Source organism: Bacillus nitratireducens (assembly GCF_036320425.1).
GTDB lineage: Bacteria > Bacillota > Bacilli > Bacillales > Bacillaceae_G > Bacillus_A > Bacillus_A nitratireducens.
Genome location: NZ_JAUMJO010000001.1, coordinates 769,396 through 794,948 on the forward strand (window position 1 = coordinate 769,396; position 25,553 = coordinate 794,948).

The 25,553-nt window shown below is 35.9% G+C and carries 28 protein-coding genes, 2 riboswitches and 2 other annotated features; of the genes, 5 read left to right on the plus strand and 23 right to left on the minus strand.

Annotated features, from left to right (window positions below; translation table 11 throughout):
* Nucleotides 1–70: 70 nt before the first annotated feature.
* Nucleotides 71–1,168, minus strand: a complete 1,098-nt coding sequence (locus Q3V31_RS04040) for a site-2 protease family protein (protein ID WP_000794484.1) — start codon at nucleotides 1,166–1,168, stop codon at nucleotides 71–73.
* A gap of 151 nt (nucleotides 1,169–1,319) precedes the next feature.
* Between Q3V31_RS04040 and Q3V31_RS04045 the strand changes: the two genes are divergently transcribed.
* Nucleotides 1,320–1,517 (plus strand): hypothetical protein, encoded by a 198-nt coding sequence (locus Q3V31_RS04045; protein ID WP_090813083.1) that lies wholly within the window; start codon nucleotides 1,320–1,322, stop codon nucleotides 1,515–1,517.
* A gap of 132 nt (nucleotides 1,518–1,649) precedes the next feature.
* Here Q3V31_RS04045 and Q3V31_RS04050 read toward each other — a convergent pair whose 3' ends face one another.
* On the minus strand, nucleotides 1,650–2,501 hold the full coding sequence (locus Q3V31_RS04050; protein WP_000677048.1) for a YhfM domain-containing protein: 852 nt from the start codon (nucleotides 2,499–2,501) through the stop codon (nucleotides 1,650–1,652).
* A 108-nt stretch (nucleotides 2,502–2,609) separates the two neighbouring features.
* Here Q3V31_RS04050 and Q3V31_RS04055 point away from each other — a divergent pair, with 108 nt between their 5' ends.
* On the plus strand, nucleotides 2,610–3,386 hold the full coding sequence (locus Q3V31_RS04055; protein WP_000026271.1) for a class I SAM-dependent methyltransferase: 777 nt from the start codon (nucleotides 2,610–2,612) through the stop codon (nucleotides 3,384–3,386).
* Nucleotides 3,387–3,425: 39 nt separating this feature from the next.
* Here Q3V31_RS04055 and Q3V31_RS04060 read toward each other — a convergent pair whose 3' ends face one another.
* Nucleotides 3,426–3,635 carry a hypothetical protein gene (locus tag Q3V31_RS04060; RefSeq protein WP_000880630.1) on the minus strand — a complete coding sequence of 70 codons (210 nt, stop codon included), beginning with the start codon at nucleotides 3,633–3,635 and terminating at the stop codon, nucleotides 3,426–3,428.
* Between the two features lie 262 nt (nucleotides 3,636–3,897).
* Nucleotides 3,898–4,156: a binding site (T-box leader), on the plus strand.
* A gap of 56 nt (nucleotides 4,157–4,212) precedes the next feature.
* Here Q3V31_RS04060 and brnQ3 point away from each other — a divergent pair.
* Entirely contained in the window at nucleotides 4,213–5,568 is a 1,356-nt protein-coding gene (gene brnQ3 / locus Q3V31_RS04065) for a branched-chain amino acid transport system II carrier protein BrnQ3 (protein WP_097872597.1), read from the plus strand.
* Between the two features lie 24 nt (nucleotides 5,569–5,592).
* On the opposite strand, the gene Q3V31_RS04070 is transcribed toward brnQ3, so the two are convergent.
* The 9 genes from Q3V31_RS04070 to gltP form a co-directional block, all read right to left on the minus strand.
* Nucleotides 5,593–5,949: a DUF3992 domain-containing protein gene (locus Q3V31_RS04070; RefSeq protein ID WP_141435259.1), complete on the minus strand. Its 357-nt coding sequence runs from the start codon at nucleotides 5,947–5,949 to the stop codon at nucleotides 5,593–5,595.
* A 10-nt stretch (nucleotides 5,950–5,959) separates the two neighbouring features.
* Complete coding sequence (locus Q3V31_RS04075) at nucleotides 5,960–6,592, minus strand: response regulator (RefSeq protein WP_000598709.1); 633 nt, start codon at nucleotides 6,590–6,592, stop codon at nucleotides 5,960–5,962.
* A complete protein-coding gene (locus Q3V31_RS04080; protein WP_097872598.1) occupies nucleotides 6,589–7,644 on the minus strand; it encodes a sensor histidine kinase in 1,056 nt (351 codons plus the stop codon). The genes Q3V31_RS04075 and Q3V31_RS04080 overlap by 4 nt, the downstream gene beginning before the upstream one ends.
* Nucleotides 7,644–8,384, minus strand: coding sequence for a cell wall-active antibiotics response protein LiaF (liaF, locus tag Q3V31_RS04085; RefSeq protein ID WP_000716083.1), 741 nt, complete (start codon nucleotides 8,382–8,384; stop codon nucleotides 7,644–7,646). The genes Q3V31_RS04080 and liaF overlap by 1 nt, the downstream gene beginning before the upstream one ends.
* A 108-nt stretch (nucleotides 8,385–8,492) precedes the next feature.
* Nucleotides 8,493–9,155 (minus strand): PspA/IM30 family protein, encoded by a 663-nt coding sequence (locus tag Q3V31_RS04090; protein WP_000814139.1) that lies wholly within the window; start codon nucleotides 9,153–9,155, stop codon nucleotides 8,493–8,495.
* A 54-nt stretch (nucleotides 9,156–9,209) separates the two neighbouring features.
* Nucleotides 9,210–9,566 (minus strand): lmo0954 family membrane protein, encoded by a 357-nt coding sequence (locus tag Q3V31_RS04095; protein WP_000808645.1) that lies wholly within the window; start codon nucleotides 9,564–9,566, stop codon nucleotides 9,210–9,212.
* 228 nt (nucleotides 9,567–9,794) lie between these two features.
* Nucleotides 9,795–11,111, minus strand: coding sequence for a Na+/H+ antiporter NhaC family protein (locus Q3V31_RS04100; protein ID WP_044739197.1), 1,317 nt, complete (start codon nucleotides 11,109–11,111; stop codon nucleotides 9,795–9,797).
* Between the two features lie 94 nt (nucleotides 11,112–11,205).
* Nucleotides 11,206–11,311: riboswitch (SAM riboswitch) on the minus strand.
* 120 nt (nucleotides 11,312–11,431) lie between these two features.
* Nucleotides 11,432–11,950: a ribonuclease FAU-1 family protein gene (locus Q3V31_RS04105; protein WP_097872599.1), complete on the minus strand. Its 519-nt coding sequence runs from the start codon at nucleotides 11,948–11,950 to the stop codon at nucleotides 11,432–11,434.
* Between the two features lie 68 nt (nucleotides 11,951–12,018).
* A complete protein-coding gene (gltP, locus tag Q3V31_RS04110) occupies nucleotides 12,019–13,293 on the minus strand; it encodes a glutamate/aspartate:proton symporter GltP (protein ID WP_097872600.1) in 1,275 nt (424 codons plus the stop codon).
* A gap of 492 nt (nucleotides 13,294–13,785) precedes the next feature.
* On the opposite strand from gltP, the gene Q3V31_RS04115 reads away from it, so the two are divergent.
* Nucleotides 13,786–15,060: a murein hydrolase activator EnvC family protein gene (locus tag Q3V31_RS04115; protein WP_329762563.1), complete on the plus strand. Its 1,275-nt coding sequence runs from the start codon at nucleotides 13,786–13,788 to the stop codon at nucleotides 15,058–15,060.
* A 101-nt stretch (nucleotides 15,061–15,161) separates the two neighbouring features.
* Nucleotides 15,162–15,326: a hypothetical protein gene (locus tag Q3V31_RS04120; protein WP_002135196.1), complete on the plus strand. Its 165-nt coding sequence runs from the start codon at nucleotides 15,162–15,164 to the stop codon at nucleotides 15,324–15,326.
* 27 nt (nucleotides 15,327–15,353) lie between these two features.
* On the opposite strand, the gene Q3V31_RS04125 is transcribed toward Q3V31_RS04120, so the two are convergent.
* From Q3V31_RS04125 to lysA, 11 genes are all read right to left on the minus strand, one after another.
* On the minus strand, nucleotides 15,354–16,709 hold the full coding sequence (locus Q3V31_RS04125; RefSeq protein ID WP_141435260.1) for a sodium-dependent transporter: 1,356 nt from the start codon (nucleotides 16,707–16,709) through the stop codon (nucleotides 15,354–15,356).
* Nucleotides 16,710–16,820: 111 nt separating this feature from the next.
* Nucleotides 16,821–17,069, minus strand: a binding site (T-box leader).
* 61 nt (nucleotides 17,070–17,130) lie between these two features.
* On the minus strand, nucleotides 17,131–17,748 hold the full coding sequence (locus Q3V31_RS04130) for an NAD(P)-binding protein (RefSeq protein ID WP_097872603.1): 618 nt from the start codon (nucleotides 17,746–17,748) through the stop codon (nucleotides 17,131–17,133).
* A complete protein-coding gene (locus tag Q3V31_RS04135; RefSeq protein ID WP_016129008.1) occupies nucleotides 17,723–18,475 on the minus strand; it encodes a sirohydrochlorin chelatase in 753 nt (250 codons plus the stop codon). The genes Q3V31_RS04130 and Q3V31_RS04135 overlap by 26 nt, the downstream gene beginning before the upstream one ends.
* A 1-nt stretch (nucleotide 18,476) precedes the next feature.
* On the minus strand, nucleotides 18,477–19,253 hold the full coding sequence (gene cobA, locus Q3V31_RS04140; RefSeq protein WP_097872604.1) for a uroporphyrinogen-III C-methyltransferase: 777 nt from the start codon (nucleotides 19,251–19,253) through the stop codon (nucleotides 18,477–18,479).
* A gap of 84 nt (nucleotides 19,254–19,337) precedes the next feature.
* Nucleotides 19,338–19,538, minus strand: a complete 201-nt coding sequence (locus tag Q3V31_RS04145; protein ID WP_000366913.1) for a DUF3906 family protein — start codon at nucleotides 19,536–19,538, stop codon at nucleotides 19,338–19,340.
* A 9-nt stretch (nucleotides 19,539–19,547) separates the two neighbouring features.
* Nucleotides 19,548–21,170: a nitrite/sulfite reductase gene (locus Q3V31_RS04150; RefSeq protein ID WP_098425911.1), complete on the minus strand. Its 1,623-nt coding sequence runs from the start codon at nucleotides 21,168–21,170 to the stop codon at nucleotides 19,548–19,550.
* 11 nt (nucleotides 21,171–21,181) lie between these two features.
* A complete protein-coding gene (gene cysC, locus Q3V31_RS04155) occupies nucleotides 21,182–21,775 on the minus strand; it encodes an adenylyl-sulfate kinase (RefSeq protein WP_000380514.1) in 594 nt (197 codons plus the stop codon).
* A 12-nt stretch (nucleotides 21,776–21,787) separates the two neighbouring features.
* Nucleotides 21,788–22,924 (minus strand): sulfate adenylyltransferase, encoded by a 1,137-nt coding sequence (gene sat / locus Q3V31_RS04160; protein WP_016129006.1) that lies wholly within the window; start codon nucleotides 22,922–22,924, stop codon nucleotides 21,788–21,790.
* Nucleotides 22,925–22,963: 39 nt separating this feature from the next.
* Nucleotides 22,964–23,668, minus strand: a complete 705-nt coding sequence (locus tag Q3V31_RS04165; RefSeq protein ID WP_097872606.1) for a phosphoadenylyl-sulfate reductase — start codon at nucleotides 23,666–23,668, stop codon at nucleotides 22,964–22,966.
* Between the two features lie 87 nt (nucleotides 23,669–23,755).
* Nucleotides 23,756–23,899, minus strand: coding sequence for a YezD family protein (locus Q3V31_RS04170; protein ID WP_000116159.1), 144 nt, complete (start codon nucleotides 23,897–23,899; stop codon nucleotides 23,756–23,758).
* A gap of 72 nt (nucleotides 23,900–23,971) precedes the next feature.
* Nucleotides 23,972–24,080, minus strand: a riboswitch (SAM riboswitch).
* A 117-nt stretch (nucleotides 24,081–24,197) separates the two neighbouring features.
* On the minus strand, nucleotides 24,198–25,514 hold the full coding sequence (gene lysA / locus Q3V31_RS04175) for a diaminopimelate decarboxylase (protein ID WP_097872607.1): 1,317 nt from the start codon (nucleotides 25,512–25,514) through the stop codon (nucleotides 24,198–24,200).
* Nucleotides 25,515–25,553 lie beyond the last annotated feature (39 nt).

Consider the following 25,553-nt stretch of genomic DNA (forward strand, 5'->3'; position numbering starts at 1 on the left):
CACTTGTAACATTCTCTCGCAGAAATGTAATTCCTGTTTAAATTCTTCTTGTCATTTCGACACTATTTTCCTACAAATTTCTCTTTGGCAAATGCTCTTGTAAAACAATATAACCTTCATAAGCTGTATAACCGAGTATAGCCATTAATCCGATATAACAAGCAAAAACTGTCCATTTTGTTTTCGTATCAACTTTATAATAATTTTCTTGTTGTTCCTTTTCTATTTCCCATTCATTTAATTTTCTTTCCGACACTTCAAATGCTTCTCTTATATGAATTGTATACTCATCTTTTTCATCTTCATATGGGACATAATCAAGTGGCTCAAACTTTGGTAAAAGGTACTCTAGCACTTCGATTTTTTGAATTTCTCCTGTTTTTAATTCTTTCTCACGCTCTCTTTGTCTTAATACATTCATCTCATGATGAATCATATAAATCGTTCGATGCACCGCACCAGTTTCTTTTAATTCCTCTTCAAGCCTAGCAACATATTCTTTCATTCCATCGATTTTATATCCTAATTCCTTAATCGGTTCCTCTCTCTTTATTACTCTATACAATTCCATACAACCGATAATAACAATAAATCCACCTAAAATACTTTTGAAGTAAATAGAATATCCAAGTAGTACAACTAGCCCTGCTCCCCAAATTTTCGTACTTACAACTGAAATTATTCGTCCACCATCTAACGGAGAAACTGGAATTAAGTTAAAGAAATTAATCATACTTCCAAGTAAAATAATCAGCGCCCAAAACGGCTCTTTCGTTATTATATAAAGTGGGATCGCGGGTAAAAATGAAAGTAATCCGAAAAGAGGTCCCATATATGCAATGTAAGCTTCATCTTTTGCATTTTTCGGCATCTCTTTCATCCCAATAAGAGCTCCCATAAATGGTATGAAGATTGCTGGCGATGTTGGTATACCTTTTCTTCTAGCTGCCCATAAATGCCCCATCTCATGTACAAACAACAAATAAACGAGTGCTACCCCAAACTTCCAACCATATATGACTGCGTATGCACCAAGCGATAAAAACATACTAAATACTGTTGAAAATTTTGCTAACTTAAAAATGGCAAATACCCACTTTAACTTAGACAGTAAAAATAATCCTATTGCAACGATAATTCCCCATAACCCTTTTTTATTATTTTTCATATTCCTCTCCTTTATCTCGCTTTACTGAGTCATTTACACTCATCAAAACTTATTCTTGTCTTTATTATGACATATTTTTTTCTATTGTTAGAAATAATGTTTATTACATCCATTTTTAGCCAAAAATATAAATGAAAGGAGGTATATACAAATGAAATTACAATCTCTTATGATAGGCGCTCTATCGTTTTTAGCTTCAACTCTTATTTTTTATACCGTTAGCTACGTATTATTATTAGATTTGTTGCCAAATCACTTATTTATTGCTCTTATCATTCTTTCCGCTCTTATGATTTCTTTTCTTATTACACGAAAATCAATGAGTGAGACATCTGCAAAAGCAAAGTAATAGAGAGGGGAGTCTTTCCCCTCTCTTATCATTTCCTAGGAAAATCTATATAGGCTTTACGATTCACATTTATCTCGATTAGTAAAAGCTAATAATCAGTAGGGGATGCCCCCCACTGATTAAAGTTTCACTTTATCTTTGTAAATTCATTTTTTCACCATACTCTTTAACAATTTGAATAATGTTTCGAAATGCTCCTACTTTTTCTTTCTTACTATTTAATATTTGTAAATCGTAATTATCATAATAGCTTTCTAGTGCCTTTAATTGTGATTCTGAAGCATCTTTTATGGGAACAGTAACCTTCAATTCATACTGTTTATACCCTTCCTTTACTTTTTCAGCTGGAATTATTTCACTTTCTTTCGCTCCAATTAATTTTTGAACCTTTTCCGGGAAAATCAATTGCAAATAATATTCTTGTTCCTTCGCTAACTTATTATATAGTGATTGTGAAATCGTATATCTTACTGTATAATTCATTTTTTGATCACCCGCTTTAATATGAAACGCGGTAATCTGCCAATCTTTTTTCGTTACTTCCGTTAAAGGCCCTACCTGCATCTCATCTTCTTTTTGTTCTGGAATTTTTGGAAATATAGCCAAAAGTTTTTCCGTATCTTTTTCGTTCAGCATATACATAGCTTTTTTATATTGCACCCATCCCCGTCGATCTTCTCCTCTTAACCATGCATAATACGTTTCTATTTTCCCATCTCTACTAATTTGTATTTCATATTCTGGTTCACCAAAGCTACCTGTTACTTCTTGTTTTTCTGCTTTGTTTATAATATCCACCACTAACTCCGCATCCATTTTCTTTAATTTTTTTTCTTCTGTACCTTTTTGTATAACAGTTACTTGTAATGGTTCTTTCACTTCATTCACTGTCTCCTCTACTTGTTTCGATTCTTTCTTTTCCTCGGCTTGACCACACGACGCGAGTAAAATAACACATAAAAAAATTAAATACTTCCCTTTCAAATCGATTCTCCTTTTCCAATAAGAAATTCTTATGATCCTCATACATAAAACAAAAACGTTACATTATATAGAATGAGCTATACTATACACTGAAGGGAGGATTTTACAATGTCCATTAATTTTCATGATGCAAATAATAGGTATACGTATGCAAGTCGTAACGCACATATTTCATGGCAGGAAACAATAAACAATATTGTAGATGTGCAAAATAAACAAGTAATTGATATAGGTTGTGGTGGCGGCATTTATACGAAAGAACTTGCTCTTATGGGAGCCAAAAGTGTTGTTGGGCTTGATTTTTCAAAAGAAATATTACAAGCTGCAAAAGAAAACTGTAAAGGCTTCCCAAACATTTCATTCATTCACGGTGATGCGCACAACATTCCATACCCTAACGAAACATTCGACCTGATCATTTCGCGTGCCGTCATTCATCACTTACAAGATATTCCTATTTTTATACGAGAGGCTTCTCGCATATTAAAAAAAGACGGTATACTTATTTTACAAGACCGAACTATTGAAGATTGTACAATTCCAGGAAGCCCTGATCACATTCGTGGATACTTTTTCTCTGTATTTCCAAAACTCATTGAAATAGAATCAAAAAGAAGACCAAAAACCACTACTATACAGCAAGAATTACAACAATATTCTCTTCAAGCGTTCCCCATACAAACACAATGGGAAGTACGAAAAACACATAATTCTGTAGAAGCATTGCTGCAAGATTTATCCCCCCGAACTGGACGATCCATTCTATATGAATTAACAGATCATGAACTTTCTCAACTTCTACTTCATATCCAAACAGCATTGCAAAACGTCTCTCCTATTATCGAAAGAGATCGTTGGACCATTTGGAGCGCCATGAAATTGTAAGGAAGGAAGCCTCACAAAATAATGTGAGGCTTCCTTCTTTCATAATCTAATTTTGCAACACTCTTGATATCCTCCACTCCTGGCCTGTGCACTTCCACACTTCGGACATACTAAATATCTAGACTGATTTGTCAACAAACTACCTTTTTGAAAGAGTAAAACTTCTGCTTGTTTAAACGAACGCGAATAATATAACCACATAAAACCAATTATAGCAATAATGCCAAATAATACTCCCATCGCAAGCATTTCAGTCACCTCTTTTGGTTTGTTCTTTCCAGCAAGTGGATTGTTGTATTATTCTCTGTAAATTCTAACAATACCTTCTTTACTCCTATAAATATCGATTTTCTCCATAAACTTTACAATTCCCTATAATGTTTTACAGCATTTTTACAAACAGCATTCAACCTTATATTCTCAGCTATATTTCTACAGGAAAATATATTTCCCAAAAAATATGTTGACTTTCTAAAAAAAACGTGTGAAAATACTGTCAGAATACTTGAATAAAAATTCATTGACGAGAACGAGTACGTTATAGGACTGTTCCCCAGAGAGTTGGCGATTTGCTGAAAGCCAACGTTCAGTGCTTAACCGAAAATCATCTCCGAGAAGTAGAACCGAATGCTGAAGTAAGTTCTTACCGGATGTCCCCCGTTACAAGGAACACGTATCATGTTGTACGTTGCAAAGCCGTATGCATATAGATTCATTTCTACATGTATAAATTAGGGTGGTATCGCGGGTAAATATAACTCGTCCCTTTCTTTAGGGACGAGTTTTTTGTGTTCTTACAATGAATTTACAAAAAGGAGGAAAAACAATGAACACTGTATCAAAAAAACATGTTTTTTTCACAGGCCTTATGCTATTTTCTTTATTTTTTGGGGCAGGAAATTTAATTTTCCCTCCAATGCTTGGACAAAATGCTGGTGAAAACTTTTGGCCAGCGATGATTGGCTTTTTACTAACAGGAGTTGGTTTACCGTTACTTACTGTTATCGCTATTTCTTTATCAGGAAATGGAATGCAGCAACTTGCAAGTCATGTTCACCCATTATTCGGAATTTTCTTTACAGTAGTTGTATACATTGCAATCGGTCCATCTATGGGCATTCCACGTGTTGCTAATGTCGCTTATGAAATGGGGGTTAGTTCTTTCTTACCAGAAACTATTCGCTCTAGCAGCCTAGTGCTATTTTTATACACAGTCATCTTCTTTTCTATCGTATTTTGGCTTAGTTTAAACCCTTCTAAGCTCGTCGATCGTATCGGAAGTGTATTAACACCTATTTTATTACTCTCTATTTTTTTATTATTCGTTAAGAGTGTATTTACACCCCTCGGGCAATCTGGACCAGCAATGCAAGAGTATCAAACTTCTCCAATTTTCAAAGGTTTTATGGAAGGATACTTAACGATGGATACCATTTCAGCACTTGCATTTGGGATTATCGTTGTAAATGCAATTCGCTCAAAAGGTGTGAGTGATCGTAAATCAATTGCCATCGCAACAGCAAAAGCAGGACTTATTGCCGCTACTGGTCTCGTACTTGTATATGGTGCACTTGGCTGGCTCGGTACAACTAGTGTCTCTCTCGGATACGCAAAAAATGGAGGACAGCTACTTACCGCTATCGTACAACAATTATTCGGTCCATATGGTCTAATTCTGTTATCTCTTATCGTTACACTTGCTTGCTTAACAACATGCGTTGGACTTGTATCTGCATGCAGTCAATACTTCTCAACATTATTGACAAAATTTTCATACAAAATGTTAGCAAGTATCATTTGCTTGTTAGGATTATTAGTTGCCAACTTAGGTTTAACAAAAATTATCGCCATCTCTGTTCCTATTTTACTTGTTGTATATCCAGTCGCAATTGTACTCGTGTTATTATCATTACTTCATAAATATTTCGGTGGCTATCGATCTGTTTATGTATGTGCTTTAATCGGAACAGCAGTTGTTAGCGTTTTTGACGGATTAAAACAAGGGAATATTCCTGTTTCATTTATCACATCTTATTTTGAGTTTATTCCATTATATAATGAAGGAATTGGCTGGTTAGTACCAGCATTAGTTGGGGCTATTATCGGTTTTGCTATCGCAAAATTAAGTGGTGCAAAAACAGTGCCATTAACGGATCATTCACCTGAATCGAAAGCATCATAAAAAAACTCCCATTTCGGGAGTTTTTTACATTTGATAAGAAGTATGATTAAAGCTACTTACTTTATAAGCTTTCGTATAGTAATCAATATTCGTATCCACCGTTTCTACTTTTACAACATCATAGCAATCTTCTTGCTTTACTAGAAATAAATAATATTCTTCTGTCGCCTCGATAATTGCGATACGATCTGTTTCAATATCATATTGTTCACAAAGTGCTTGCAACGCATTCACATAGTTACCTAATTTTTTCGTTTCATCCATTCCAAATATCGTTTGAACTAACATACACTCTCTCCCCTTTGTATGTACTGTTAACACTTTAATGATAACGCTTACAAAGTTAACCGTCAACAAAAAGCTTTGACCATATATAGTCAAAGCTTCCTTTTTATTTCGTCAATTGGTGTCTAAACGCATAAATAACCGCCTGTGTCCGGTCACTTACATTTAGCTTATTTAATATATTACTCACATGTGTCTTTACTGTTTTAAGGGCAATAAACAACTCATCTGCAATCTCTTGATTACTTTTCCCCTCTGCAATTAATAACAAAATTTCAGACTCTCTTTCTGTTAACTCCTCATGCAAAGGTTGTTCTTTCTTCTGGCGCATACGAGACATCATTTTGCCAGTAACTTTCGGCTCTAATACCGTTTCCCCATCATAAGTAGCTCGTACAGCGTCTGCAATATCACTCGCTCTTGATGTTTTTAATAAATAACTTGTCGCTCCCGCCTCAATAACAGGATATAACTTTTCATCATCTAAAAAGCTCGTTACAACTACAATTTTCGCTTCTGGCCATTCTTGAATAATAGCGCGTGTCGCTTCAACCCCGTCCATCTCATCCATAACAAGGTCCATTAAAATAATATCCGGTCTTAATTGCAAAGCTAACTCTGAACCTTTTCTTCCATTTTCAGCTTCTCCAACTACTTCAATATCTGGCTGCGTCGATAAATATGCTGATACACCCATCCGAACCATTTCATGATCATCAACTAGTAATACTTTTATCATGATTCTCCCCCTCTCTCAATCATAATCGGTACTTTCACTTCTATTTGCGTACCTTTATTCGGAAAACTAAGAACTTTTAATGTACCACCAATTTCATGAACTCGCTCTTGCATTGATCTTAAACCGTATGAACCTGCCTTATTAACCCCAACTTTAAAACCAACACCATCATCAATAATTTTCAAAATCGCATATTGATCAATTTTACGTAGGCGTACTTCGGTTTTCTTTGCCTTCGCATGCCGTAAAGTATTAGACAACGCCTCTTGTACAATACGGAATAAATGATCTTCTACACCTTTTTTTAATTGAATTGGTTCAATTAACCATTCAATTTTCATATGTTGCTTTCTAGACAGTTCTGTTAATAATTCTTCTATACCCTCTGTTAGTTTCTTACCTTCTAACTGCACTGGGCGTAAATGAAGGAGCAATGCTCTCATTTCTGATTGTGCATTTACAACCATATTCTCAACAAGCTGCAACTGTTTTTTCGTCGTGTCTGGAATTTCAGCTACTTGTTCATTAATAGCTGACATCATCATCGACATTGCAAAAAGCTGCTGACTTACAGAATCATGCAGCTCCCTCGCCAATCGATGCCTTTCTTGGGAAATCGCTTCTTGTCTCATCTCTTCATTCCAATGAGCTCGTTCATTCGTTACTTTTTGAAATAGCCCAGCTTGCTCCTCTAATCGACGAGCAAGGCCGATTACTTTTCGTTCCACTTCATGAAATTCATCATCCGCAGTAAACGAAACATCACTCGGAAAATTCCCTCGCTCTACTTCAAATAGAAAAGTATTTAATCCTTGTATACGCTGCTCTATATAATAACCGATTGCATACCCTACAATTCCTCCGATAAGAAGACTGGTACTCATAATAAACAAGCCAATTGGAACAGAAGCAATGGATTCTTTCCATAGTAAATCATAAACTTGTTGTTCGCTTTTCCATACATATACAATTGTACAAATAAGTGAGATACTCACAGAGGACAACATAGAATAACGAATATACATCCACGAAATATTCCTTTGTTTTTTCATTATACTTTCCTCACTTCCGTATCGCCTACGACAAGCGAAGAAATAATTTTTATACGGCGAGGAGCTTCTTTATACTGTTCTGTTCTAAACGTAACATTACGGTTAAATCCTGTTTCTTCGTGTCCCGGCAAGAGCACTCGCCCAACAATAACAGAATGATTTAAAGACAGTTCGATATCATATGGCACATATAAACGAATATTACCAACGACTCCCCGAATAACAATTACCGTTTCTCCCTCTGGAATCATCGCAGTTGTTAAATCAATCTCGACATCACAAGCACCATATTGGACGTTAATATCCTCAAGTTCATAAATATGATCCATCATTCGTACATTACCTACGAACATATTTTTTATATACGGTTCTGTACGATATATTTGTTTTTCTTCATCTATATATCCCTTTTCTTTAATTTCAACTTTCATTGCTTTTTGCTGGTGCCCTTGTTGAATAAGTTGATAACCAATTAAAGCTAAACAAGCAAATACAACAAGTACGAATGCTGCTGATGAAAATAAGAAGAATAAGAATACAATACCACCGACAAATAAAAATACATTCCCTCTTACATATCGATTTTTCTTTCGGTAATGCCTTCCAAACATAATCATAATAAATGCAAATATTAGACCACCTGGTTCAAAATGTCCAAGTATCATATCAAGAAAAAGACCGAATCCAAATATGATGAGGAGCATCCCCATTAATTGCGTTTTTGAAAAGTGCTTCTTCATTTCAGCTCCCCTCCCTCTTTGTCACGTATACATAGAAGAAAAGGCATTGCTTTCCAACACCTTTTCTTCTATCACTATATCATAAGCCTGTTTTATTATATACTACAATTATTTTGTTAACTCTTTCGTTAATGATACTTCATTTTTCTCTTTCATTTCACGCTCTAGTTTTGCGATTTTCATATCAAATGTATCACGCTCATGCTCTTCATTTATACGAAGCTCTATGTCACGAATGTGATCTTCAATTTCTTCGAATCGTAAGAACGGATTATTTTCATCCATTTTATGGATGGCAGTATTCATACGGCGATTTGCATGCGCCATATTTTCACGTGCCATTAATTCCATACGCTTTGCGTTCATTTCTTTTAATTTATTTTTCATTTCTGAAAGACGACGCTCTAACTCATCAATTTGCTCTACAACGCCAGCATACATTTCTTCTAAGCGAGTTACTTGCCCTTCATAATACGCTACTTCTTCTAATGCACGTTCATGTAGTTGTAATTCGCCTGCTTCTTGTGCGATGATAGCTTGCTTTGATCTTTTATTAACAAAATAACGTGCTTGCTCAAGCTCACGAGCAAAGTTAGATTTTAATGTTTTATGACGCTGAATTAACTTCTCAATTTTTGTTATTTCACGCTCACTGTCGCGTAAATATTGGTTTAACATAGCAATTGGATTTTTTCTTTCTTTCTCATCTAACACATTATGAAAATCAGCTAAAATTGCATCGCGCACACGTCCGAATAAAGATTGTTTCATTATAATCTTCCTCTCTTCTACTTTATAATTTGATTTAATTTGATTTATTCTATATTAGTTTTTCATTAACTTGTTCCACTCATCTTCAAAGTTGCTATATGGTTTAGAACTTTCTGGAGCAGAATCAACAACTACATTTTTTTCTTTTTTCCACTCACGGTAACCGTAGTATAAAACTACTAATGCTGCGATACCGATTAATGCTGGGGAATGAGAAAGTGCAATGGACAAACCGATTAAACCAACAATACCCCAAGCTAACTTTCCAAAGAATGATTTAGCTCGCACAAATGATTTATAGCTCCAGTACACAACTCCTGCTCCAATGGCGAATCCTACAATACCAGCAAGACTACCAAGAGCAATTAAAGCCAAAATACCGGCTGCGATAAACGCTAGAAATTGTTTCATCTTGTGCTTGCCTCCCTTCGATTTGATACTCTTATCTTAACTATTTTTTCTTTTTTCCATAACGAGCTTAAGAACCGTTTTTAACTCAGACTTAAGACTGAGTTAAATTCAGCCTTTTGTAAAACATAAGGTAAGATAGGATAATTCCCTCTTTTACCTTACAAAAAAAGCCGTACAGAGAATATTCTCTGTACGGCTTCTTTTGCTACGAATAAAATTCATATTTAATTATGCTGTTTTATGATACTCTTTTTTTTCCGCCACTTTAGAAAATCTCGGGAAACCAATTAATATAGAAATGATCCCACATACTCCAACTAAGATCGGATAAAATGCATATGGTAACAATTCAATCGGAGATAACGCAGCAAATCCTGCCGCAGTTAACATTTGAGCACCATATGGGATTAACCCTTGCACACAACATGAGAAAAGATCTAATACACTCGCTGATTTACGTGGATCAATTTCATATTGATCTGCAATGTTTTTCGCAAGCGGACCTGTAAAGATAATTGAAATCGTATTATTTGCTGTACACATATTCGTCATACTCACTAAACCAGCAATACCGAACTCTGCGCCTTTTTTTGAACGAATGTTACGTGTTAAAAGATTCATTAAATATTGAATACCACCATTATATTGGATCAGTTCAACCATACCACCGATTAATATAGCAAGTAGTACTAGCTCCATCATACCGCCCATTCCAGTCGTTACACTTTTAAAGAAACTCTCTAACGTATAACTTCCATCTATAAGACCGATAACACCAGATAGTACCGTTCCACCAGTTAACACAATAAGTACATTCCAACCAAGTAGTGCTGTAATAAGTACTCCTGCATACGGTAAAATCTTTATCCAGTCAAAACTATGAGCTTTAACTTGTGTATCACTTCCTAAAGTAATGATTACTAATAGCACAATTGTAATAATAGCAGCTGGTAATACAATTAAAAAGTTCGTTTTAAACTTATCTTTCATTTCTGTTCCTTGTGAACGAACAGCAGCGATTGTTGTATCTGAAATAAATGATAAATTATCACCAAACATCGCTCCGCCCACAACAGTAGCCATCGCAAGTGCAATTGAGATATCAGTTTGCCCACTAATCCCTACAGCAATTGGTGCTAGTGCTGCAATTGTTCCCATTGAAGTTCCCATCGCTAATGAAATAAATGCCCCTATAACAAAAATTCCAGCAACGATAAATCCTGGTGGCAAAATAGATAACGCTAAATTAACAGTTGAATCCACTCCGCCCATTCCTTTTGCTGTTTCAGAAAACGCCCCTGCCAGTACAAAAATTAATACCATAATCATAATATCCGGATTTCCTGCACCTTTAGCAAATCGTTCTACTTTCACATTAAAGCTTTCTTTACGATTCATCACTAAAGCAATTCCTACAGCAATTGAAATTGCTACAAGTATCGGCAATTTATAGAAATCACCTGTAATAATTCCAGAACCAATAAATAGCGCCAAAAATATTCCAAGTGGTAATAACGCTAAACCATTTCCTCTCGTTTCTTTCAAAGTATCATCTCTCCCTAGTTTTCAACCTTTTCTAATGAACAACAAAAGACCTCTTCCAATAAGAAGAGGTCTTATACATCTATAAGAAACACTCTTCTCATCTTTCAAGCACATGCTTGCTGGATTTGGCACAGCACTCTAAAATCGAGTCCGCTGCCGAGGCATCGTAGGGCCAGTCCCTCCGCCTCTCTTTATAAGAAGGTTTCATATTTATTTTTTAATAATAATTTCTTCCCTAACTTTACTCGCTTACAAAACAAAAGTCAATTATTTTTTGTATAGATTTTTTTGGTAATTATACAAAAATATGAATACGCCAATCATTTTAACTTTTCAATTTCTTTATCTAATATTGAGATCCAAGAAAATTCTCCATTCTTTATCGTTGCTACAATCCATTTCGTTATACACCATGCTAATTCATATTCTTCCTTAGTAACATCACCTATACTATAAGCATCCTCTAACTCATCTTCATCCAATACATAAATCTCACCGCTCGGTAACAATACTACATCTAAGTATAAATCATCAAAATAAGGCAAACCACGATCGTCAATTTTAAATTCTTTCGTCACATCGATATAATATTGCACTAATTTTTGCTGATCATCTAACATAGCTGTAATTGCAAAGTTTTTGCCGTTTATAAAATATTGCATCCATGTATACCCATCACCTGCAATGCAAAGCTTTTTACCATTATATTCTTTATGACTAGGTTCTCTCACTTTTTTTATGTCCAGTATTCCTAACATTCCATCCTCTACTTGCTTAACCCTATAATCCTTCTCTATTAGTCGCTTCCACGAAGAACCGTCACCATATTTACGTTTCATTACGTCCGCTCCTCTTCTATATATAGAAAAGCCCCCACATATTATGTGAGAGCTTGTTCATATTATAATTAAGCTGCTTGACCCTTTTCAGATATCTCTTTTAAATAGGCTTGTCCTTTTTCAGCGTCATATTGACCTTCCCACTTAGACATAACTACAGCCGCTAAAGAGTTACCTACAACGTTAACTGCTGTACGAGCCATATCAAGAATACGGTCAATACCTGCAATAAACGCTAAACCTTCAGCTGGAATACCTACTGTACCCAGTGTTGCTAATAATACAACGAATGATACGCCCGGTACACCCGCGATACCTTTTGATGTAACCATTAATACAAGTAATAACGTAATTTGTTGTGTAATGGATAATTCAATACCGTACATTTGCGCTAAGAAAATTGCCGCAATCGCTTGATATAAAGTTGATCCATCTAAGTTAAATGAATAACCTGTTGGAATAACGAAAGATGTAATTGCTTTCGGACAACCGAACTTTTCCATTTTCTCCATAATTTTCGGTAAAACCGTTTCTGAACTTGCTGTAGAATACGCTAAGATCAGCTCGTCTTTTAAAATCTTAAAGAATTGGAAAATGTTTATTCCAAAGATTTTCGCTGTAAGTCCTAATACGACCACAACGAAGAATATCATTGCACCATATACTACAATGAGTAATTTCCCTAATGGAATTAATGAAGCTAATCCGAATGTAGAAACTGTAACACCAATTAATGCGAATACACCAAATGGTGCAAACTTCATAACTTGGTTCGTTACATAAAACATTGCATCTGCTACACCTTGGAAAAATTGTAGAACTGGTTTGCCACGCTCACCAACTGCTGCTACACCTAAACCAAATAATACTGAGAAGAAGATAATAGCAAGCATATCGCCATCAGCTAATGATTTCATAATGTTCGTCGGAACAATATTTACAAACGTATCCGCGAACGAATGACTTTGTACTTGCTCTGTCGTATGTGTATATTTAGAAATATCTGTTTTTGTTAACTTATCCATATCAACGCCTTTTCCAGGTTGGAAAATGTTTGCTATTAATAGACCAACAACAATTGCAAGTGTTGTAATAATTTCAAAGTAAATAATTGTTTTTCCGCCTAGTCGACCTAACTTTTTAATATCGCCAACACCAGCAACCCCAACAACAATACTCGCTACAACAATCGGTACAACAATCATCTTAATTAATCGGATGAAAATATCACCAATTGGTTGTAAGTACTTCACCACTTCCTGATTGCCAAAGAAAATCGCTCCAACTGCAATACCAAGCGTAAGTCCTATTAAAATTTGCCATGCAAGTCCTATTCTTTTCATACTTGTGGTAACCCCCTCTTCGATGTGTCACTCTATCTCTCATTCTATCTCTATAAAACATGAAATTAAGAGTATTACATATTATTCGACAATTCAATACATTTTGTCCCTGTTAAAAATCATAAATCAAAATTTAAAATCTGACAACAAAATAAGTTTGCCCACACGCAAATAATTTTCTTGACAAAAATAAACCTCATGTCAGAAAACCTCACATGAAATCGATTCCTCACTAGTGATTGATAGGTTTTTAAAGTACTGTTTCATTATGAAAAACTCCATCATTTCCCATGATTTTTTAAAAAAAATATAGAAATTGATACTTTTTCTATACATTTAAGAATTTTAACTTTATGACAAACGCTACAAAAAGATACTAAATTCCGACAAAACTTAGCAAAATTATAAAATTTTCTTTACATTATGATTACAACGATAGACACTCTTCTTCTTATGATATATAACTTTCATAGGGAAAGGAGCCAGACAACAATGAAAAAGAAATTTGCAGCGATTAGTGTTTTAGCAGCAGGAACGATTTTTGCTTCCCCGTTACTTTCACCTGTGTACGCTGAAACAAATCAAGATAAATTAACTGACATTCAATCCGAATTAGAAGGCAAACAAAATGACTTACAAAATAAATCAGCTGAGAAAGAACAAATAGAAAAAGAAATCCAAGAATTACAAAAGAAAATCGACGAATTAACTACTTCTATTAATAAAAACGAAGCTGAATTGAACGATACAAAAAAAGAAATTAGCAACACACAGCAAGTTATTACTGAAAAAAAGAAACATATAGAGCAATTACAAACGAATATAGATACACGACAGGAAGTTATTAAACAAAGACTACAATCTATGCAAGAAAAGCCTCGTACGAGTATCATTACAGAAGTAATAACAAGTTCTGCAAATATTGCCGATCTTGTTGATAATATGTATTCTGTAAGTTTAATTTTAAATAACGATACAGATATTGTGAAAAAGCAAACAAGCGATCAAAATGCTGTGACGACAGAAAAAGAGGCTGTTGAGAAAAAAGAGCAACAACTGAAAGCATCTGAGCAAAAATTAGAACAAAAACAGCAAGAATTACAAAGTAACCAACAACAGCAACAAACTTTTATTAACGATCTACATACTAAAGTAGCAAAAGTAGATTCAGAGATTGAAGGGTTAGAAGAATCAAAAGGCATTTTAGAAAACCAGCGTCAAGCTGTTCAAAAAGCAATTGAAGAAGAAAAACGTGCAGAAGAAGCGCGTAAAGCTGAAGAGGCACGTAAGGCTGAGGAAGCAAAAAAACAGCTCGCCGCTTCTGCTAAAGAAAGCACACAATCCGCACCAACACCGCAAGATACGAACAAAGGTGGATTTATTAAACCAGCCGCTGGATCGAAAACTTCAGGATTTGGTACACGTTCTTTAGATAACCATAAAGGAATCGATATCGCAGCTTCAGGAACAGTGCCTATCGTAGCTGCTGCAGATGGCGTCGTTATCCGTTCAGAATTATCATCTAGTTACGGAAACGTTGTATACTTATCTCACCGTATAAACGGAAAAACATATACGACAGTATATGCTCATATGAGTAGCCGTTCTGTATCAAATGGACAAACTGTAAAACAAGGCACTCAACTTGGATTTATGGGGAATACCGGACAATCCTACGGACAACATTTACACTTCGAACTTCATATCGGGGAATGGAATGTTGGTAAGACAAACGCAGTTGATCCGTCTCCTTATATCGGATTATAAAAAATCTCGGTGCATACCGAGATTTTTTGTTTACACTTCACACAATATAGGCATTCCACATAGACTACAACTAAATGCCTATATTTTGCGAGGTGATAAATATGAATACACAATTACAACAAGAAATAGAAGAAGCAAGAGAAACATACATTGGTCGGCTATTTACATTCGGCGGCTCAGCGTTATTTTTAATCGGTTCTTTTATCGCCGTTGTCACAGCTTATAAAGCATATAATCGCTTATTAAATACACCTACAACACAATAAAAAGACGGAGATTTCTCCGTCTTTTTATTATGCAAACATTTTAAATACGCCTATCGCATTTAAAAATACGATAATTACAGTTACCGGAATAACATAACGCAGCAAGAAGAACCAAATATTAAACAATGTTTTCCCTTTCGTTTCCGTAACTTCTAATTCTTTCATTAATAGCTCTTTACTCATTTTATTTGGTACAAATAGCGAAATGGCTAGTACTCCGAGTGGCAGTAATACATTACTTACCGAAAAATCGACGAAATCAAAGAATGTCTTACCAAATATTTTCACATCACTCATAATTCCAAACGATAACGCTGATGGAATTCCAACTGCAAAAATAAGAATACCAATTAATAACGAAGCTGATGGACGCTTCTTCTCATTATCTTTCGCAACAGATGCTACTACAATTTCAAGCATTGAAATCGCAGATGTTAAAGTCGCAAAGAAGAATAAAACTAAAAACATAATGAAGAAAAATTGTCCAAATGGAATTTTTGCAAAGACAGCAGGAAGAACGATAAACAGTAGTCCTGGTCCTTCTGTCGGTTTAACTCCTAATGCGAAAATCGCTGGGAAAATCGCTAACCCTGCAAGTACTGTAATAAATACAGTTAAACTTACAATAGATGTTGCTGATTTAGCTAAATGCTCTTCTTTCTTTAAATACGAACTATACGTTACCATTACCGAGGCACCTACCGTTAGTGAGAAGAAAGATTGCCCCATCGCATATAAAATCGTATCTGCTGTAAGCTTTGAAAAATCTGGTTTTAAGAAGAACTCTACCCCAGCCATAGCACCATCAAGTGTTAACGCACGAATAATGATAGCAATAAATAAAATGAATAATAGCGGCATCATGTACTTACTTGCTTTTTCTATGCCTTTTTCTACACCTTTACTAACAACAAAAATAGTACAAAGCATAAAGATGAATTGTGCCCCAATCGCACTTACTGGATTTGAAATTGTTTCACCAAACAATTTCCCATAATCGACTACTCCACTCCAGAAACTACCTGTAACACTATAGTATAAATAAAGTAAAATCCATCCACCTACAACACTATAAAAAGATAGTACACTAAAACAAGTAACAACCCCCATACGACCAATCCAAGGATATAACTTGCTATTCGGTACTAATATTTTATAAGCTGTAACTGCCTCTTTTTGGGTGCTACGTCCAATGACAAATTCCGCTATTAGAAGAGGCATACCTATAAATAAAGTTAATAGTAAAAATACAAGGAAGAATGCGCCTCCCCCACCATTACCTGCAACATATGGAAACTTCCATATTGCACCAAGACCTACTGCGGCTCCGGCTGCTGCGAGTACAAAGCCAATTTTCGACGTCCATTGCTGTGTTTCTTTCATCATAAATTCCCCTTTTCTGAATATTTAAACTTTTGTTAATTATATACTTTCATTTCATACTCGCACACCTCCTTCAGAAAATAAAAAAGTCCCCTACACGCAAATATGCATGTAGAGGACGATATATGTAATGTAAATACCGTGGTACCACCTCAATTGGATCAATAAATCCCACTTGTTCAAGTACAGGAAACATTCCGATACTCTATCCTTTTAACGGCGGAACCCGGGTTGCCTACTGCAATGTTCAGCATACCTCTCGCAAGCCCATTCTGTATATTTTATCGTACCGGGCTCACACCTTACCCCAGCTCTCTGAACGTATCAAATATACATACTCTTCTTGCTCATCGATTTCATCTATTGAAGTTACTAGTGATTATAAATTATATTTTTATATTTGTAAAGCACAATTCATTCACTATCCTACATGAAGTTCCCTCTCTAATTCTTGTAAAAAAATTTCTCTTTTTTGTTCATTTTGAACATATATCGACTTTAATACTTCTTGTAATAATATATTTTTCTTCCTTTTCTCTACTTGTAATTCTTTCACTTTTATTCTAACTTCATATAAAAAATCAAGATATGATTCATAGTTCTCATCATATTTATTTGCAATATCATCACGAATTTTTTTTGCAAGTTTCGGACTAGCCCCTCCAGTAGAAACAGCTACATTAAGCAATCCGCGATGAATTGCCGCCGGAAAATGAACATTTCCACTTTCCGGATTCGTAATAACATTTACCAATTGATTTGCCGAGGCATCTTCAGCAATTTGTTCATTTAGTACCGAATCGCTAGTCGCTGCAACTACTAAAAAAGCATCGTCGATATCGCTTTTCTCATACTCCCTTTGATACCAACGAATTTGCTTTTCTTCTACAAGTTTTACTAAATTCGCATCTAATTCTGTACTTATCACAATTATATCCGCGCCTTGTTTTAGTAAGGGAACAATTTTAAACCCTGCTACTTTCCCTCCACCAATGACAACTACACGTTTCTTATCAACTCGCACTGTAAGTGGATACATATTGTTCTCCCTCCAATATTCCCTCTGTTTTCTGAATTAACATCTCTCGAAACGCTTCATTCTTCCCTAAATATGGACTTATTTTTATCTCTTCCAACTCATATTGACGCACTTCTTTCTCAACATGTTTCATAAGTAAGCCTGTAAACAATAAATAAGGTAGTACAACAACGCTCTTTTCTTTTCGTTCTACAACTTCCCTCAATTTCTCCTCAAACTTTGGCTCCGCAGCTGCTAAATAACAAATTTCCACCTCTTTAATGTTCTCTTCTTTTTGAAATAAAGAAGAGATCCACTTCATGTCTTGTAAAGTTTCCGGATCACTGCTTCCTCTTGCAACGAGCAAAAGTGTTACTTCTTCTTCATAGTCTTTAATGCCACTTCCGTTATATACCGCTTTTACAAGCACTTCTGATACACCAAATGGATTACCATACACTATTTTGATACCCGGATATTCCTCGTTTAACTTTCGTAATTCAAGCGGAATATCTTTCTTTACATGTCCTGCCGCTAATAAAAAAACAGGAATAGCGACAATCTCTGTAGCACCACGCTTCACACATGTACGAAATCCTTCTTCAATAGAAGGACTCGCTAGCTCTAAAAAACAAACTTCTTGAATATTTGCCTCTACACGGTTCATACATGACGTAATAAATGCAACCGCTTCTTCTTTTGCTGCTTTCAAACGACTTCCATGACATATATACAAAACAGCCTTCATTTTACAATACTCCACTTACTGGATATGCATTTTCCGCTTGTTTCTCAAACCAATGTATCTTTTCTCGAAAACGGACAACTTCTCCAATAATAATCATACTTGGATTTTGAATTTTTTCTTTTTTAGCAACATCTATAATTGTTCCTAACGTCCCTGTAACAGTACGCTGCATAGATGTCGTCCCCCACTCAATGATAGCGGCAGGTGTACTTAGATCTTTTCCATGTTTTATAAGTTGTTCACATATATAAGGTAAATTACTAACCCCCATATAGACCGCTAATGTATCCACACCTTTCGCTAAACTTTCCCACTTCACTTCCTCTTCAGCACCTTCTTTCCGATGCCCTGTCACAATAGCAAAACTTGCACTTGCATCGCGGTGCGTTACTGGAATTCCAGCGTAAGCAGGAGCAGCTATCCCAGCTGAAATACCAGGAATAATTTCAAATGGGATACTTTGCTTCGCTAACGCTTCAGCTTCTTCTCCACCTCTTCCAAATACAAATGGATCTCCGCCCTTAAGTCTCGTTACAACTTTTCCTTTTTTCGCATATTTAATAAGAAATGTGTTAATTGTCTCTTGCTTCATCGTGTGATAATTTGGGAGTTTCCCGCAATAAATTAAATCCGCTTCAGGCTTTGCATAAGAAAGCAATTCTTTATTTACGAGACGATCGTACAAAATAACATCCGCCTTCTCGATGCATCTCAACCCTTTAACAGTAATTAAATCCGGATCACCAGGACCCGCCCCAACGATATAAACCTTCCCCATCATCTCTCCTCATTTCTACTATAAAATGAAACTTCCACTCTTCATCACGAATGGAAGTTACTATTATTTCGTATTACATGTTCTCTACTCATGAATAACAAATGCCGCTCCTTTTCGAATCTTCTTTTTTTCAAACAAAGAAATCTCTTTCACTTCTGGTAACGGTAAAAAATGTTTTTCAAGCTCAATTTCCGCAAGCTTAAATGCCTGTTCTTCACTCTGAGCAACGACAACAATTGGAACAATACTGTTTACTAATACAGCTTCAAATCGATATAAGTCCATATTGCCCTCCTAAGACGCTATTACTTCTTCTAATACACGATTTAGTACAATTTGTAATTCTTCCACTCCAACACGTCCGACGAAATCATAAAACGTTTCGGCTAGTAGTTTATTCTTTTGGAAATAATTCAAAAATGATACGAGAACATCAGGCAAATCTTCTCCATCTATTTTCCCTTTTAACTTTTCGTTATATGCTCCTCCGTCTAATAGCGTTCCGCCTACATATATTTCAAACGCCTCAACGATTCCCTTTTCCTTCGTTTTCAGTTTTATCCCTTGCAAACCAATATCAGCAATTTGACGTTGACCACATGAGTTCGGGCATCCTACCATATGAATTCGAACTGGAACATCGAGTGCGATTTGTGTATCTAAGTACTCTGCGATTTTACGTAATCTTTCTTTCGTTTCTACTAACGCAAGATTGCAATACTCAATACCAGTACATGAAACCGCATGACCGATAAACGATTTCGGATTTGCTGAAATTGCTTCAAACAACGGTTCACTTAATAATCCTGCAACATTTTCTGGCGGAACATTCGGAATAATGAAGTTTTGTGAGTTACAAGTACGAATTTGCCCGTTTCCATATTGCTTTGCAATTCTAGCAATCTCAAACATTTCTTCTGCATGTAAACGCCCTACCGGCACATTAAAACCGACATATTTTAACCCTTCTTGTTTTTGATCTTGGACGCCATAAAAGTATCCTGCATTCCATCCTTTGAGTGCACTTTCCCCTTTACTTTGCAATGTTCCTGTATACTCTATTAGTTTCTCTTTAAATTTCTCCGCACCCCAGTCAGCAACAAGAAATTTCAAACGTGCTAAATGACGCTTTTCACGATATCCAAAATCACGGAATATAGTAGCAATTGCAATTGCTATCCCCTTCACTTCTTCTGGTAAAACGAATACATCTAATTCTTCCGCTAAGTATGGACGAGCTGATAATCCTCCGCCTATTTTTATATGAAACCCAACCTTTTTCTCACCATTTATTTCTTTCGTAGCAGGTGTAAACGCCACACAGTTAATCTCTGCATTTGCTGAATTATAAATGTTAGAACTAATAGACATTTTGAATTTACGTGGTAGATTAGAAAACTCTTCATTATGTTGGAAGTAATCGTATATTTCTTTAACAATCGATGTTGTATCAAATAGTTCATTTCCATCAATTCCAGCAAGTGGATTTCCCGTAATATTACGCGTAATATCACCGCATGCCCCCGCTGAAGATAAACCAACTCTAGCTAGCCTCTTAAAAATATCCGGAATTTGCCCAATTTCTAACCAATGAAACTGAATCGCCTGTCTTGTCGTAATATCTAACACATCACGCCCATAATCTTTAGCAATGGAAGCCAGCACCTCTGCCTGCGCATTTGTAATAATTCCAGAAGGAATGTTGACACGCATCATAAAATAGCCCGCTTCTTTTGGTCTTTGCAAATACAATCCCGCCCATTTAAAAGCGTCCCACTCTTCTTTCGGAATAGATTCAAATCCATTCTCCGCATAGTAAGGAATATCATTAAAGATTTCTAATCCGTCTTTCTCTAATTTCCTTTTCTCTGTTTGATTTAATTTTTCATTATTAGCCCACACTTTTTCATAACTCATCTTTTATCCCCCTATATGAAACTACGCTCTTGTAAGTACTTCACAATTTGTTCTGCACATTCTTCAATAGAATACTTGTGCGTTTCTACAATTAATTCTGCTTGTTTTGGTTCCTCATACGGTGAATCGATACCTGTAAACTCTTTAATATCACCTTTTCTTGCCTTTTTATAAAGTCCTTTCGGATCGCGTTTCTCACACTCTTCAATTGGACATTTTACAAACACTTCTATAAACTCATCCGCTATCAAAAGGTCTCTAACTTGTTTTCGGTCTACTCGAAATGGTGAAATAAACGCTGTAAGGACAACAGTTCCTTGATCAACAAATAGCTTCGCCACTTCACCAATACGTCTTATATTTTCCATACGATCACTTTCAGAAAAACCTAAATCTTTATTTAAACCTTGGCGAATATTATCCCCATCTAGCACATAATTTCCGATATTCTTTTCAAACAGTTTACGAGCAACCGCATTCGCTACTGTAGATTTACCCGAAGCAGATAAACCAGTAAACCAAACTACAAAACTGTGATGCCCATTCTTCACTCTTCTCTCATCTTTTGAAACAGAAGCTGTATGCCAAGTAATATTCGTATCCATCTCATTCTCTCCCTATTCTGTTACTACTTCTTTTTTCAGACCTTTAATTAGCACTTCCACTACTTCTTTACGACTAAATGTACTTGGCGGAATCTCACCATTCCTTAACATTTCTCGTACTTTCGTACCTGATAAGATGACACGGTCTTCTTTTCCATGCGGACACGTTTTCGTTGAAGCCATCGCTTCACATTTCGTACAGTAAAAACTATGTTCAAAAAATAGCGGCGTAATTCCTAACTCTTCTACTGTAAAGTTCGTAAAAATTTCTTGTGCTTCATAAGTCCCATAATAATCTCCTACTCCTGCATGATCGCGCCCTACAATAAAGTGGGTACAACCAAAGTTCTTTCTTACTAGTGCATGAAATATCGCTTCCCTTGGTCCTGCGTAACGCATTGCTGCAGGAAATACGCCTAAAAAGACACGGTTTTTCGGATAATAGTTTTGAAGCAGTGCTTCATAGCTTTCCATCCTTACATCAGCAGGAATATCATCTGACTTTGTTTCTCCAACGAGTGGATTTAAAAAGAGACCGTCTACAATTTCAAGAGCAGACTTTTGAATATACTCATGGGCACGATGTACTGGGTTTCTCGTTTGAAATCCGACTACTGTTTTCCAACCACGTTTTTTAAATTCTCCTCTCGTTTCAATTGGATCTAAATGATAAGAAGGAAATGGATTATTCCCAAAACGTTTTGTAAGAATAATAGCTCCTCCAACGTAAACATTTGGTCGTTCATATAATTTCTTCACTCCTGGATGGGCCTCATCCGTCGTTTTATATACAAGTAACGCCTCTTTTTCTTTATCAGGTACAAAAATATCTTCTATTTGAATGACACCATATACATTTCCATCGTTAACAAGTTTTACTTCCTCTCCGGCTTTCAGACTTTTTGCTACTTCTTCTGTTACAGGTAATGTAATCGGTATACTCCACACGCTACCATTTGCTAAACGAAGCTTTTCTACGACTGAATCATAATCTTGCTTTCCTAAAAATCCTGTAAGTGGACTATATCCTCCTGTCGCCAGAAGTTCTAAATCACTAAGCGCAATTTTGTCTAGCTCAATTTCTTTTACAATGTTCGATATGTCATATGTTTCATCAATACGGTTTACTAATTCATTTGTTGTACTCATCTTTTTATATCCCTTCTTAGCTTTATTTCAAAATCTATCTTATTGAAAATGAAGGCCACACTCTGTCTTCATTTTCCCCGACCATCTTCCATCTCTTGAGTCACCACCATCTCCTACAGGTAATGTACATTTCTCACACCCAATACTTGGATATCCAACATCATGCAATTGATTATACGGCAAGTTATATTTGTATACATATCGCCAAACTTCTTTCCACGTCCAATGAATGAGTGGACAAACTTTAATAGATTGAAAACGATGATCTTGATTTATAAACTTTGTATGCTTACGCGTTTCTGATTGTTCCCTTCTTAAGCCCGATATCCACGCTTTTTCCGCTGCTAATGATTTTTCTAACGGTAAAATTTTTCTAATCTTACAGCAAAGATTCGGATTACTTTCCCATAACTTCTCACCATGCAACTTCGCTTGTTCATCAAGTGTAAGTTCCGGCTGTTTTTCCATAATATTTAATGAAGGAAATCGTTCTCGCACTTTTTGAATTAATTCATACGTTTCTTGAAAATGAACATTTGTATCCAAAAATACAACTTTAGCAGATGGATTTACTTGGTTTATAAGGTGCAGTAATACCATACCTTCTACTCCAAAGCTACATGCGTATACAATCTCATCCTTATACTCTTTATAAGCCCAACTTAATACTGACAGAGCGCCTTTCGTTTCATCTTCTTCAGAAAATGAAACACTATTTTCTTTCCACGTTTCGTACGTCAACATATTTTTTCCCCCTGTAAAAGCAAAAAGACGGCTTTAACCTATTAAAAATAGATTAAAACCGCCTCTAGTTTTTCTAGTCAGCGCTTTTTACTTTAAACGTACTTTTTCACTTTTTTCTAATTGAATCACTTTTCCATCTTGCACAACAATTGTAATTGAGCCATATTTCATATCAGCAAGCATCGCTTGAATTTTCTCAGATACTTCATCAAAATGTTCCCGTACACTCACGCGAACAGCCCCCCTTTTTATTCATAAAAAAAATCTTTCCCATTTCGAAAAGACTGTTCGGTAATATATTTTACCTTATCTTTCAAAATGGACTCCATTTTGCTGGATTTAGCACCTTGCTTTCTATAAGCAGGTTGCCGAGCTTCGTAGGGCCAGTTCCCTCAGCTTCTCTTGATAAGCTTTGTATTTGTATTTTATCACAATTCTGATTTTTTTCAATCCTAGTTTTCCGATATATTTAATTATTTTTATTTTTTTAAAAGGAGTTGCCTTTACTAGACAACTCCTTCTTTCTCATTCACACCAGCTCTTTAATACGTATGCGATCGTTCCCAATGATATTTTCATATGTTTCACGTTCTACGACAATTTGTGACGTCCCGCCTTTTGCAAAGACGACAGCTGGTCTACGAATACGATTATAATTATTCGCCATCGAGTACCCATATGCCCCCGTACAAGAAATTGCTAGTAAATCAGAAGAAGCAACTTGCGGTAAGTTAATATCCCAAATCAGCATATCTCCACTTTCACAGCATTTCCCAGCAATCGAAACGAGTTCTTCATTTTCATCATTCCCTCGATTCGCCAACATCGCCTCATAACGGGCTCCATATAGAGCTGGTCTTAAATTATCTGTCATCCCACCATCGACTGAAACATACTTCCGAATACCAGGAATCTCTTTCACCGATCCGACTGTATAAATTGTTGTTCCAGCATCACCTACGATACTACGGCCTGGTTCAATCCATATTTCTGGAAGCGGGTATTCACATACTGTAAACTGCTCTCTTATCGTACTTGTTACAGCCTCCACATACGTTTCAAGTGTTAACGGTGTATCAGACTCCGTATAACGTATACCGAAACCTCCGCCTACATTCAATACTTTCACTACATAGTTTGTTCGCTCTCTCACTTCTTCTAAAAATTGACGTAGTACTTCAATTGCTCGAACAAAACCAGCCGTTTCGAATATTTGTGATCCGATGTGCGAGTGAATTCCTAGCACATTATAATTTGATTTTTGCAAAGCTAGCTCAATTGCTTGCATCGCTTGACCATTTGAAACACCAAATCCAAATTTCGAATCCTCTTGACCTGTTGTTATATATTCGTGTGTATGTGCCTCTACTCCTGGCGTTACACGGATTAATATGTTCACAAACTTTCCATGTTGCACTGCTAAATCATGCAAAATTTCTAATTCCAAGAAATTATCTACGACAAAACAACCAATATTCGCCTGAAGAGCCATCACGATCTCTTCTTCTGTTTTATTATTGCCGTGAAAATGAATGCGCGATGCTGGAAATCCTGCTTGAAGCGCAGTATATAATTCCCCTCCTGAAACAACATCTAATGACATATTCTCTTCACGAGCTACTCGGCACATCTCCATGCACAAGAACGCCTTGCTTGCATATGCTACTTGATAAGAGAAACCACTTTCTTTAAAAGCACGATGAAACGCGCGGCACTTTCCTCGAATAGACTCTTCATCGTATACATAAAGTGGTGTTCCGTATTGTTTTGCTAGCTGCGTCGTATCGCACCCACCAATTTCTAAGTGTCCTTGCCCATTGATTCGGCTTGTGCCGTGTAAATACATTTGAATTCCTCCCTTATTTCCTCTAAAACTCATAACCCC